A 13,399-nucleotide genomic window follows, 5' to 3' on the forward strand; every position below is an offset into this window, starting at 1 on the left:
GCCGAGAGAGTGTCTCGCGGCGGCCCGTCATGGAGACCTGCCATGGCCAGACAGCCTGCAAAAATCACCCTCAGCCCGTCGCGTGACATTCCCTTCGACCATCTGATCCTGTCACAATCCAATGTCCGCCGCGTGAAGGCCGGCGTGTCGATCCCCGAGCTTGCCGAGGATATCGCGCGCCGGACTTTGCTTCAGAGCCTCAACGTGCGCCCGGTACTTGATGCCGAAGGTCAGGAGACCGGCATCTTCGAAGTTCCGGCCGGTGGCCGACGCTATCGCGCCCTTGAGCATTTGGTGAAACAGAAGCGCCTGGCGCGCACTGCTCCCATTCCCTGCATCGTCAAGGCGGCGGACAATGACGTCTCGGCGGAAGAAGACAGCTATGCCGAAAACGCGCACCGGGAACAGTTGCATCCGCTCGACCAGTTCCGGGCCATGCAGGCCATGGTCGACAAGGGTAGCGCCGCCGAAGACATCGCCGCGCATTTCATGACCACGCCCGCTGTCGTCCGCCAGCGTCTCAAACTGGCGTCGGTCTCGCCCAAACTCCACGACATTTACGCCGAGGACGGCATGTCGCTGGACCAGTTGATGGCGTTCACCGTGTCCGAAGATCATGAGCGCCAGGAGCAGGTGTGGGAAATGCTCACCCATAGCTTCAACAAATCCGCCGCCTACATCCGTCAGCGCCTGACGGAAAACAGCGTCCGGGTTGCCGACAAGCGGGTGCGGTTCGTGTCCGTCGATGCTTATGTCGCAGCAGGCGGCGGCGTGATGCGCGACCTGTTCGAGGACGATGACGGTGGCTGGCTCACCGATCCCGCACTGCTCGACCGCTTGGTCGACGCGAAACTTGCCGCCGAGGGCAACCGGATTGGCACCGAAGGCTGGAAATGGGTGGTGACCTCGGTCGATCTGCCATGGAATGCGACCAACGGACACCGTGAGATCGTTGGCGCAGAATTACCCATGACTGAGGCTGAGCAGGCAAGACTCACGGCGCTCCAGGCTGAAATCGAGCAGATCGAGACCGAATGGGCCGACGTCCCCAACGTGCCGCAGGACGTCTATGCGCGGATCGAAGGGCTTGAAACGGAAATCGGCCAGCTGGTCGACCGGCCCATGGTTTTCGATCCTGCCGAAATGGCAATCGCCGGTGCCTTTGTGACGATCGAGGCGGATGGTTCGCTTTGCATTGAGCGGGGCTACGTCCGAGCCGAAGACGAACCGGTGGCGGAAGTGGGCGGGGAAGACGATGGCTCCGGGGTCGATCCCGTTTCGGGCGAGCCAATACCTGGCGCAAACCACAACGGGACCGCACCAAACGCCAGCGGTTCGGCGCCTACCGGAACTGAAGAAGAAGATGCTGACGACGACATCCTCAAGCCGTTGCCCGACCGCCTGGTTGCCGACCTGACCGCCTGGCGCACACTCGCGTTGCAGGATGCCTTTGCACAAAGCCCCACTACCGCCTTCGCGACGGTGCTGCACGCGCTCGTGCTCGACACTTTCTACAGCTACAGCCGCGAGAGCTGCCTGCAATTGTCGCTGAACCGGGTGTCCTTTGCCAATCCACCTGCAGGTCTGCGCGACAGTGCTCCCGCGCGGGCCATCGGCGAGCGCATGAAGCGCTGGGAGGATCGACTACCGGAGTCCGACAAGGAGCTTTGGGACGCGCTTCTGGCCTTCGACGCCGATGAGCAGGCCAGTCTGTTCGCCCATTGCACATCGCTGGCGGTGAACGCGCAGGCCGAGATCGTCCCCAAGTACGACAATGGCCGGGTGTCGACGCACAGCGTTGCACGCCGCATCGCTCACAGCCATGTCCTGGCGCATGCCGTTGGTCTTGATGTCGTGGCGGCAGGCTGGAAGCCCACAGTCGATGGCTATTTCCGCAGCGTGACCAAACCGCGCATCCTTGCCGATGTGACCGAAGCGCGCGGAGAGCAGTTCGCTGGCATGATCGATCACCTGAAAAAAGGCGACATGGCCCGCGAAGCGGAACGGCTGCTGGAAGATGCCCACTGGCTTCCAGAGCCGCTGCGGACGCCCGACGCCGACGGTGGTCATGGCGCTACGCCTGACGTTGATCGTGAAGGGCCCGAATTACCCGCGTTCCTTGATGATGACGAGGCGGCTTACGCGATCGCCGCCGAATGATCCGAACCGCGCGGGTTCAACATCCCGACTGTTTTTATCTCACTCAGGCCCGGCCATCGCGCCGGGCCGCCTCTTTTTGAGGAGACCTCAAATGCGGAAAACCAGTGCTCCCTGGCCCTCCTGCGGAGGACGCCATGGCTGACTATTATTCACCAACGGTCGTGCAACCGGACATACCAGTCGCGGCGATGACCCCGCTCGAACGCCGTTTGCTGTGCGAACTGTTTGAACATGAGGGCAATGACCAAACGGTCTACTTTTTCGCCAGCGATAATGTCGCCGACAGTGCTTGGATCGCGACCGCTGAGCTGGTCGAATTGCTCGGTCAGGATAATGGCATGGTCAGTCGCATCGCTGACGTGGTGCGCGCGGAAATCGCCAAGGGTGATCTTGGCGAAGACGAGTTCGAGCTCGATTTCTCGATGATCGGCTATGACCTGATCTTCCAGGACATTGTCCGGCGATCGCCTGACCTTGACCATGTGCAGATCATCGCAGCGTGGACCTGCACGAAGATGCGGCCCGACGGCTTTGGCGGGATGGCGACCGTCATAACGGCTGACGACGTCCATTCGATGTCGACCGCGTCCTACATCGAAGAGGTAATCGGGCGTTTGGGCGAGCCACCGCCCTCCACCTGAAATTTCCCGTCCAATCGTCCCACGAAGCCCGGCCGTTGAGCCGGGCTTTCGCGTTTCAAGGAGACCTGAAAATGTCAGCGCAATACATCTACGACACCGCCCCATTGGGCAGCCTCATCCGCTATTCGAACGGCGAGCCGCGCCCGCCCGAGCGTTTTCGCCGCAAACTTGCCGCTTGGAACAACGACAACGGCACCGGCCGGCTCGTTGAACGCTACCCCGGCCAGGTTGCCGATAACTACCGTTCGCCGGCGCATTTCATGCTCCATCTGGCAACCTACGGCACTCAGGGCGTCATCGTCATGACCGTGCGCCGCGCCTACAGCGTCGACAGCCCGCTCAACTTCGAGAGCGTCGATACGCCAAAGCCTGGTCAAGTCCGCGTGTTGACCACGTTTCGGGATAAGGACGAATTGCGCCACCTCGCAGCCGACATGGCATCGGCAGAAGCCTGGATGCGAGACAATCCCTATTCCGGGATGCGCGCCGAGATTGTGACCGGCGCTGATCTGGCCGTTCCGTCCTCTGAGCTCAGGAGGGCGGCATGAGCGACATCATCGTCGAACATGGCACGACCAGCGACGGCCTTATGGCCGCACGGGTCGATGGGCTCGCCTATATCGCCATTCCGCTCAAGGAAGGCTTCTCGATCGTGTCCGGCTGGAAGCTCAACCGGCCGATTGGCGAATGGTCCCGGTCAGATGTCTATTGCGCCGAAAGTGCCGTGGCTGATGAAGTCTCCTTCCGCGCCTTTATTGCCGACATCGCGCTGCATGTCCGCCAACGAAACGCGCTCGGTCGCGTCGATACGATCCTGCGCGTTTCCACGCCTTGGGGCATGTCTCAATCGGCAACCATCTACGCTGAGGGGATCGTCTTTCATTCCACTGCCGGTCATGCCGGCTTCAAGCTCGACCGGGTGCGCAATGCGGGGATGAATCCCGCGTTGCGACTATCTGGCGGCTGGTATGAAGAAGACGCCGAATGGGCGTTCGTCGCCGCAGGTTACCCGGACCTGTTCACCTACCGCGAACAGGTGATGGCAGACAGGGCGTTGCGGGATTGGTATCCTGATGCTTGGGAGGCACTCTATGGGCGCGAGTTGTCAGCGGCAGAATCTTTCACCCGTGACCGCCAGCAGTTTGCCCACCGCCACGCAAAGGACTGGGTGGTGATTTCCGCTGTTCGATCATCCGATCATCCTGGCATGGTAGAGGCACTGGCCACCGTTGGAGGGGATCGGAAAAGCCACGAAACGCGACGATTTCTGGTGCGGGTCGGAGAATATGCGGCCGGGCGCCATGGGTTTGTTATTGTTCCGTCGCGGCATCGAAACGTGCTCTGACGTCATCAGCAAATGAGCCACGCCGCGTTGAAGGCTAGCGAAACTGTTGGCTTACAGTTCTGCGAAAATCCGCATGAATCTCTGATCCCCTTCGCGATACCCCTGCCTTGGACCAGAGAAATTATCGGAGGAGATCGCCACTGAAGATATCTCGTTCACTAGGAAAAGTCTGAAATCCTGACCACTACCACCTGAAGTCTGCCAGCCACAGAGTGCTTCCTGCCCGTTCTCCAGCTGGCCGTACGTGTGCGGCTCCACGTCACGGATTTTCCCTTTGTAAATTAACGATATGGGCCTGATGTCATTGATTGCCTTTATTATCTGTGGGTTCATGTTCTACATACCTTTCATCAAGATAGGTGGGCAATCAAATGCAACTCAAGCAGGTCACGGTACGCCATTTTCGTTCATTGCGCGACGTGACTGTACAAATCGGTGCGCATACCGCGCTGATTGGCGGAAATGGGGCAGGAAAATCCAGCCTGCTTAAGGCACTCGAGAAATTTTATTCGACTACAAAGTCGCTCGATCCTGACGATTTTTATGGCCGTGACCAAACAATTCCCGTCGAAATTGAGCTCACATTCGATGGCCTAAGCCCTGCGGCTAGGGAAACCTTCGAAAGCCGGGTCCGTGAAGGTCGCCTTGTCGTCACCCGGATATTCGATAACTCTACATCGAGCGGCCGATACTATGGATCAGTTCTTCAGAATCCTGATTTTGCGCCGATACGCGCACAAACAGCCGCAAACCCAAAGCGTGAGGCGTATAAACAGTTAAAAGAAGGCACCCCTGCCTATGCAGGCCTCCCAAATGCATCGAGCGCGACTGCAGTCGATACCGCTTTGCTCGCTTGGGAAGCGGAGAACCCAGGGCAGCTAGTACTTTGCCGAGACGATGGCCAGTTTTTCGGCTTTCAGAATGCAAGCCGCGGAGCGTTGCAGAAGTTCACAACTTTTGTGTTCATTCCCGCTGTCCGCGAAGCTGCAAATGATGCTGCCGATGGAAAAGGTAGTCCAATAGCGCGACTTCTTGAGTTGGTCGTCAAAGGCGCCATCCTGCAACGCAAAGACATTCAAGATTTCAAACAGGAAATGAGCGCCAGATATCAAGCGCTAGTTTCACCTGAGAACATGCCGGAACTGGGTCAGCTTGCAGCCCGACTCACCACCGACATCAAAGGCCTGTATCGCGACGCGGCGGTTGATCTTGCGTGGCGCGCCCTGGATGAATTTCCGGTTCCTCTACCGCTAGCCGACGTATCGCTAAGCGACGACGGTTTCGGCGGGCCAGTGGACCGGCAAGGCCATGGTCTACAGCGGGCCTTCATTATCACCTTACTCCAGTACCTTGCGCGGACTGCCACCGCTCAACCATCTGAAATTTCTACAGAAGCAGCGCCGGATGTGGACGAAGCTTCTCTAGCAGCTCCAGAAATCCCAAATCTCATATTGGCAATCGAAGAGCCGGAGCTTTACCAGCACCCAACCAAGCAAAGGCATTTTGCAGATGTTCTTCGCGGACTAAGCTCCGGCAGCCTTCCAGGCCAAGAAGGCCCTACACAGGTGGTTTTTGCGTCACATTCGCCAATGTTCGTTTCTCTTTCGAAAGCGGACGAAATTAGGCTTGCCCGCAGAATCGCGTGCGAAGGCAGTGATTATAAGCACTGCGAAATGCGCGCACTTGATTTGGCTGCCGTAGCCGACAAACTCGGAGCTGGCTGGAGCAAACCCGCAGGCACGTTTACCGCAGAAACCCTTGTCCCTCGTCTACACATTCTTGGCATTGAGTTAGCTGAAGGTTTTTTCGCAAACGGCGTCGTTCTAGTGGAAGGGCGCAGCGACAAAGCAGCGTTGACGGCGGCGGCCCGGATGCTGGGTGTGAGCTTCGAGTCTGCGGGAGTCGCGATCCTCTCGGCGGAGGGCAAGAGCAACATTGACCGGCCGCTAATCATATTTCGCGAGCTTGGTATTCCGACCTTCGTTCTGTGGGACTGTGACATCGGAACCAAAGATCATTCCGAACAAAAAGATTTAGCCATTCTCCGCCTCTGCCAGCCAGAAGCTGCTGGTCTTATAGCTCCTATGCAGACAACAATTGGCAGCGGCTTCGCCCACTTTGAAGTGAACCTCGAAGCAACTTTGAAAGCGGAACTTAGCAAAGAGCTTATGGAAGCCTGCCTCGCCGTTGCCTGCGAACCGTTCGGAATCTCGCCAAGCAGCGACGCGCAGAAAATTCCCGAAGTTATGTACCAGACGCTTGCGGCTGCACAGGCTCAGGGCACAACTGCAACAACGTTGACCAACATAGTCAGGGAGATCTGGCTCTATTTGACTGGAGAAGCCCTGCCGGAGAATGTTCACAATTCAATTGGATAGATGCACCTGTCCACAAATTGCAAAATGCATAGCTGTCGTGGCCCGTATCGGTAAACCTTGAGTGGCTGCTGGCAGGTCGACAGAAGAATGGCAAACTTCGAGGCAGAGCTTTGCCTGGAGCGGGCGAACCGCCCGGGTTTGAGAGAGAGTGTCCGGGCGTGATCCGCCCTTCCTGCTCTCCCGGAGATCTCACCAATGGCCCATATCCTTACGGACGCAGCGCTCGGCGCTGCGCCGCACGCCCCGCATTGCGCATTTGATGAGCGTGCGCGTGCGCTGCTGACCGCAGCGACCTCGCTTATAGCCCTGCTCGAAACCGGGCAGTGTGTTGAATCCGCCTGTTTGCGGGATGCAATGACGACAGCCTTTGGCGGCACCGACGCTGAAGGCGCATGGGATTGGAAGAGCGCCTACGATGCCTGTGAGGTTGCACAAATCCTTTTCCTGCGCCGCTTTGGCCCGGCAATCTTCTCACGCGGTGGCTCTCGATCTCGCTCCCTTGCGCTGATTGAGCGGGTATCAGCTCTCATGCCGACCCACACCCGGCGCTCTGAAACCAGCCAGGCCTTGCAACAATATTCGACGCCTGCGGGCCTATCGTTCGTGGCCGTTGTCGCTGCTTCGATTGGCGCAGGCGAAACTGTGCTCGAACCTTCTGCTGGCACGGGCATGTTGGCGATTCAGTCCGAACTGGCCGGTGCACAGCTCGTGCTCAATGAACTCGCTGAAGGCCGGGCTGCGCTGCTGTCGTACTTGTTCTCAGGCGTGGCCGTCAGCAGACATGACGCCGCCTCGATTGATGATCGCTTGCCCATTTCGGCACGCCCGAGCGTTATCCTCATGAACCCGCCATTTTCGGCTGTCGCGCATGTTGAGCGGACGATGAAGGACGCCGCGCTTCGTCACATCGCTTCCGCCCTGGCCCGGCTCGCGAATGGGGGCCGGCTGGTGGTCATTACCGGCGCTGGCTGTTCTCCTGATGCTCCAGCATGGCGCGATGCTTTCATCCGGTTGCAGGGGACCGGACGTGTGGTCTTTACGGCCGCCATCGACGGCAAGGTCTATCGCAAGCACGGCACGACGATCGACACGCGATTGACGGTGATCGACAAGCTGCCGGCTTCCGATCCCACGACTTTCATTCCCAGTGCAGGGACCGCTCCTGATACCGCGACCTTGCTCAAATGGGTCGAAACGCAGGTGCCGCCGCGCGGACCGATGTCACCAATGCCCGGCGCAGGACTGCACTGCGCTTCTTCGCCGCCCGTGAACCGCGCGGTTGCTCGGACTGCCCCGATCAATCCCCTGGTCGATGCCGATGCGCCGGAACTCACTTATTCGACTGCTGCCTGGGCTCCGCCCGAGGAGCAACTCGGTGACAGCATCTACGAACGATATGGACTTCAATCGGTCGTCATTCCCGGCGCATTGCCGCACCCGACGCCGCTGGTTCAATCGGCGTCAATGGCCTCGGTGGCGCCGCCGAAACCAACCTATCGCCCGCATTTGCCCGAGCACCTGTTGCGTAACGGCGTGTTGTCAGGCGCGCAGCTGGAATCCGTAATCTACGCTGGCGAGGCCCATTCCGGGCATCTGGCAGGGTCCTGGGCCGTTGACGAGACATGGGATCTCGTCTCGGCGGCGGCTGAAGAAAGCGATGCTGCCGTCCGCTTTCGCCGCGGCTGGTTTCTGGGTGACGGCACGGGCGCGGGCAAAGGCCGCCAGGTCGCAGGCATCATTCTCGACAACTGGCTCAAAGGCCGCCGTCGTTCGCTCTGGGTTTCGGTATCGGACCGCCTGCTAGAGGATGCTCAGCGCGACTGGTCGGCTTTGGGGCAGGAACGTCTGCTGGTGACGCCGTTGTCACGCTACCGGCAGGGTTCACCCATCAAGCTGACGGAAGGCATCTTGTTCACGACCTATGCGACCCTGCGTTCGCAGGAGCGGGGCGCCAAGGCGAGCCGGGTCCAGCAGGTCGTCGAGTGGCTTGGCCGTGACTTTGACGGTGTCATCATCTTTGACGAGGCGCACGCCATGGCCAATGCCGCAGGCGGAAAGGGCATGCGCGGCGATGTCTCGGCTTCGCAGCAGGGACGGGCAGGCCTGCGGCTGCAACATGCCCTGCCCAGTGCCCGCATCGTCTATGTCTCGGCCACTGGTGCAACGACGGTACAGAACCTGGCCTACGCCCAGCGGCTCGGCCTGTGGGGCGGCGAAGACTTCCCTTTCGCCTCACGCGCCGACTTCGTAGCCGCGATTGAGGATGGCGGCGTCGCAGCCATGGAAGTTCTGGCCCGCGATCTGAAAGCACTCGGGCTCTATGCTGCCCGCTCATTGTCATTCGACGGCGTCGAATATGACCTGCTCGAGCACCAGCTGACCCCTGAGCAAGTGCGGATTTACGATTCCTATGCCGGGGCATTTCAGGTCATTCACGCCCATCTCGATGCGGCGCTCGAAGCATCGGGCGTCACCAGTGCATCCCATGGGACCTTGAACGCACAGGCCCGGTCGGCAGCGCGATCAGCGTTCGAAAGCGCCAAGCAGCGTTTCTTCAACCACCTGATCACCGCAATGCAGACGCCATGCACCATTCAGGCGATGCAGCGCGATCTTGAGGCCAGTCAGGCCTGTGTCGTGCAAATCGTATCGACGGGCGAAGCCCTGCAGGAACGCCGTCTTGCCGAAATCCCGACCGACGAATGGGATGACGTTTCCGTGGACATCACGCCGCGTGAATATGTGCTCGACTATCTCGCGCACAGTTTTCCTGTGCAGCTCTATGAGCCGTTCACCGACAGCGAGGGCAATCTCGCGTCGCGGCCCGCATTCGACGCGGATGGCAACCCCATCCTCAATCGCGAAGCCTGCCGTGCCCGTGATGCAATGCTCGAGCGGCTTGCGGCTTTGCCGCCTGTGCCCGGCGCGCTTGACCAGATTGTCCAGCATTTCGGCAGCGATGCGGTTGCCGAGGTGACCGGACGTTCCCGTCGCATTGTGCCCCGCGCCAACAGCGATGGTTCAGTCCGCTTTGCTGTCGAAAACCGGCCCGCTTCAGCCAATATTGCTGAAACCCATGCGTTCATGGATGACAAGAAGCACATCCTCGTCTTCTCCGAGGCTGGCGGCACGGGGCGATCCTATCATGCCGACCGGGGCGTGAAGAACCAGCGCCGCCGCGTCCACTACCTGCTCGAAGCAGGCTGGAAGGCCGACACCGCCATCCAGGGCTTTGGCCGCACCAACCGCACGAACCAGAAGCAGCCACCGCTGTTCCGCCCGGTATCGACCGACGTGAAGGCGCAGAAGCGCTTCATCTCGACGATCGCCCGAAGGCTCGACAGTCTCGGAGCGATCACGCGCGGCCAGCGGCAAACCGGCGGCCAGAACATGTTCAGCGCCAGCGATAATCTGGAATCCTACTATGCCCGCGATGCCCTGCGCCAGCTTTACCAATTGCTGGTGCGCGGTAAGATCGATGGCTGTTCGCTCGGGCAATTCGAAACGGCCACCGGCCTGTCGCTGCTCGACAGTGACGGCGGGCTCAAGGACGAGCTTCCGCCCATCACGACCTTCCTCAACCGGATGCTGGCGCTCACCATTTCCATGCAGAACATCCTGTTCGAGGCCTTCGAGGGACTGCTGACGGCCCGGGTCGAAGGTGCAATCGCCAGCGGGACCTATGAAATGGGCCTCGAAACCCTGCGCGCCGAAAGCTTCACAGTGTCTGACCGCAAAACAATCTATACCCATCCCGGCACCGGTGCGGTTACCCACCTCCTGACCATCGAACGCAAAGACCGGATCGAGCCGGTTGTGCTCGAGAGGGCGCTTGCCATGGCAGCGGATCGCGACGCCGAACTGGTGATCAACACCCGCTCCGGACGCGCGGCAGTCAAATTGCGCGCGCGCAGTCTGATCGACGATGATGGGGGCATTCACCCGCGCATCCGCCTCGTTCGGCCTTTGGAGGCGACCAATATCCTCGCCGAGGTGTTCGCGACCAGTCATTGGGAGCCGGTGGACCGTGAGCGGTTCAGCGAAGTCTGGCAGGCCGAACTTGCCGACTTGCCCGAGTTCGAAACCTCGACCCTGCACATGGTTTCAGGCCTGCTGCTGCCGATCTGGCGGCGGCTCCCCAACGAGTCGACCCGCGTCTACCGCCTGCAAACCGATGCTGGCGAGCGCGTCATCGGCCGCAAAGTTTCGCCCGCCTGGGTCGCCACGGTGATTGAGCAAGACACGGCGTCCGTCGTGCCTGCCGATGCTTGGGCGATGCTGTGCGCCGGAGATGCCAAATTGCATCTGGCCGAAGATCAGACACTCGCTCGCGTCCGCGCCATGAATGACTGGCGGATCGAACTGACCGGCTTCAACGATCTTGGCATCGAGCGATTGAAGGCAATGGGCTTGATCTCCGAGATCGTCTCGTGGAAACTCAAGCTCTACATACCGACAGGGGCTGTCGGGGTGGATGTGCTCGCCAAGCTGCTGGACCGGTTTCCGATCCAGCGGATTGCGGCACGAAAAGCCGCCTGAAGGAGCCCCGCATGGACAGTCCCGCCACCGATATCGCCCGCCGCCTTGCCGCCTCAGCCGAGGCGGTTTGCCGCCGTTACTTGTCCAATGGTCGCCGAGAAGGCCGCTACTGGCTGGTCGGCGATGTTCACAATTCGCCGGGTCGCAGTCTCTACGTCCGATTGTCTGCAACAGCCGAGAGCCGGGGAGGCGCAGGCAAATGGACAGACGCGCAAAGCGGCGAACACGGCGATCTTCTCGACATTATCGCGGCAAGTTGCTCCCACCGGACCATGCGCGAGACGCTCGACGAAGCCCGCCAATTCCTGAGCCTGCCGCCGCCTGATGAGTCCAAACCCCGAAACCCTACCATACGCAAAGCGCCGACCGGCACACCAGAAGCGGCCCGGCGCCTATGGGCCGCCTCAAAGCCGATCACGAACAGCATCGCAGCGCGTTATCTTGGTCGCCGGTCGATCATCGATCTTTCCGGCATTGATCAACTGCGTTTCCATCCGCGCTGCTACTATCGGCCTGCTGAAGATGATGTACCTGGTGCGCGAGAGGCATGGCCCGCCATGATCGCTGCAGTCACCGACAATGAAGGCACTATCACGGGGGTTCACCGCACTTGGCTTGATCCGCAATCCCACGACAAAGCCGCTGTCGCATATCCACGACGCGCCATGGGGCACTTGCTCGGCTCGGGCGTCCGGTTCGGCAAAGCGGACGGCGTCATGGTAGCCGGTGAAGGCCTCGAAACCCTGCTGTCGCTGCGACAGGTGATGCCATCCATGGCGATGATCGCAGGGCTATCGGCCGCCCACCTCGCTGCCATCCAGTTCCCTGCCGCGCTACGTTGCCTCTATGTCGCGCGCGATGATGATCCTGCCGGGGCAACGGCATTGTCGACCTTGATCGAGCGCTGCGAACCGTTTGGCATTGCGGTCATACCTCTTGAACCCCGGCTCGACGATTTCAACAGCGACCTTACCGCCTATGGCCACGAGCGGCTGGCAGCGGCCATTCGGGTGCAGCTCAGCGCCGCCGATGCCGTGCAGTTTCTCAAAGAATGAGCAAAGCTGTCCGGTAAGCGGGGGATTTTCCGGCGAAGTGGGACGCATGGCCACCTCTCCCGGTCCTTGAAGGTCGCCACGCCCTCGGCCTTCGGGAGGGGGCGACTGCGGCAGCGGACACGGGCACCGCAATGGCTACGCTGCGGCTATTTTCCGCCGGGGCTGCGCCCCTTTGCATCGCGAAACAAAATAGCCTTGCTTCGCCATCCTCTGCTGACGCTCCGGCCGCGCGGTTCCGCGCGGTGCAGGCCCATGCCCGCCGCCGCTGGTCGTCGCCACGAAAGCCGCGAGAGGCGCGGCTCAGGACACGGAGACCATCATGGCAAGCGCCCCAGACCTTCCCCTTGAAGACACCACCCCCGAACTCGGCTCAACCGCCTATCTCCTTCAGGAAATGCAACTCTACGGCTATCGCCCCTTCGAAGACGAACCTGATGGCAGGCCGCTCCCCGATGCCCGCCTCGCCGGTGGCGCGGTCGCCGACATGTTCGACGGGCTTGTCTCGGCTTTGATCGACACCCGCGTTGAACCCGATCTCGAAGACCTGCTCTGGAACCTCGTCAACATCTTCCACCGCGCCGGCGAGCGGGTCGAACGCGATCTTGACGACAATGAACAGGCGCAAAAACGCCTTCAGCGCGAACAGGATGGCAGCGAAGTGCGCTCGGTCGAACTTGAGCGCCAAATTGCCGAAGGCATCTCGCTCATCGAACGCCGCGATACGATGGAATTCTTCCGCGAAGCCGCCGCCGATCAATTCCGCATTCACGCCCGCAAGGCCTGGACGCCCCGCACCGGATCCCGCGTCAACCGCAAGGCCATGACCTCAGCCATCATCGACAGCCGCGACTTTCTCGACAAACGCGCCAGAGAAAATGCCCGCGTGCTGCTGCCCGAAGGCACCCGTATCGGCTTCACCGGTGGCCCCGACTGCAACGATCACTCGGCCATCTGGGATGTCCTCGACCGGGTTCATGGGCGTCATGCCGACATGGTCCTGTTGCATGGAGCAACGCCCACCGGTGCCGAACGCGCCGCCGCTTGCTGGGCCGATACGCGCCGAGTTCCACAAGTCGCCTTCCGGCCTGACTGGAACCGACACAAGAAGGCCGCTCCGTTCAAGCGCAACGACCGTATGCTCGAAGCTCTGCCAGTAGGTCTGGTCGTATTTCCGGGCACCGGCATCCAAGACAATTTGGCTGACAAGGCGCGCAAGATGGGCATTCCGCTCTGGGACTTCCGCGAGAAGCGGTGAGACCGTCAAACTCATGCAAACCAATT

At 60.6% G+C, this 13,399-nt stretch carries 8 protein-coding genes; all 8 read left to right on the plus strand.

The genetic code is table 11. The features are described from left to right. The first annotated feature begins 42 nt into the window (after positions 1-42). The 8 genes from EBBID32_RS20980 (at position 43) to EBBID32_RS21020 (ending at position 13,373) form a co-directional block, all read left to right on the plus strand. Positions 43-2,160 carry a ParB/RepB/Spo0J family partition protein gene (locus tag EBBID32_RS20980; protein WP_006966657.1) on the plus strand — a complete coding sequence of 706 codons (2,118 nt, stop codon included), beginning with the start codon at positions 43-45 and terminating at the stop codon, positions 2,158-2,160. Positions 2,161-2,294: 134 nt separating this feature from the next. Then, positions 2,295-2,801 (plus strand): hypothetical protein, encoded by a 507-nt coding sequence (locus EBBID32_RS20985; protein ID WP_006966659.1) that lies wholly within the window; start codon positions 2,295-2,297, stop codon positions 2,799-2,801. Between the two features lie 71 nt (positions 2,802-2,872). Further along, positions 2,873-3,349: a hypothetical protein gene (locus EBBID32_RS20990; protein ID WP_006966661.1), complete on the plus strand. Its 477-nt coding sequence runs from the start codon at positions 2,873-2,875 to the stop codon at positions 3,347-3,349. Next, positions 3,346-4,146 (plus strand): DUF7007 domain-containing protein, encoded by an 801-nt coding sequence (locus tag EBBID32_RS20995; RefSeq protein WP_006966663.1) that lies wholly within the window; start codon positions 3,346-3,348, stop codon positions 4,144-4,146. Before EBBID32_RS20990 ends, EBBID32_RS20995 begins: the two co-directional genes overlap by 4 nt. A gap of 371 nt (positions 4,147-4,517) precedes the next feature. Beyond that, positions 4,518-6,524, plus strand: a complete 2,007-nt coding sequence (locus EBBID32_RS21005) for an AAA family ATPase (RefSeq protein ID WP_006966665.1) — start codon at positions 4,518-4,520, stop codon at positions 6,522-6,524. 195 nt (positions 6,525-6,719) lie between these two features. Next, the gene (locus EBBID32_RS21010) at positions 6,720-11,063 is read left to right on the plus strand and encodes a strawberry notch-like NTP hydrolase domain-containing protein (protein WP_006966667.1); all 4,344 of its coding nucleotides are present in this window, start codon (positions 6,720-6,722) and stop codon (positions 11,061-11,063) included. Positions 11,064-11,074: 11 nt separating this feature from the next. Beyond that, positions 11,075-12,118 (plus strand): DUF7146 domain-containing protein, encoded by a 1,044-nt coding sequence (locus EBBID32_RS21015; RefSeq protein WP_006966669.1) that lies wholly within the window; start codon positions 11,075-11,077, stop codon positions 12,116-12,118. 319 nt (positions 12,119-12,437) lie between these two features. Continuing rightward, on the plus strand, positions 12,438-13,373 hold the full coding sequence (locus EBBID32_RS21020; RefSeq protein WP_006966671.1) for a DUF2493 domain-containing protein: 936 nt from the start codon (positions 12,438-12,440) through the stop codon (positions 13,371-13,373). Positions 13,374-13,399: the final 26 nt, after the last annotated feature.

It is taken from the genome of Sphingobium indicum BiD32 (genome assembly GCF_000382885.1).
Classification (GTDB): domain Bacteria; phylum Pseudomonadota; class Alphaproteobacteria; order Sphingomonadales; family Sphingomonadaceae; genus Sphingobium; species Sphingobium japonicum_C.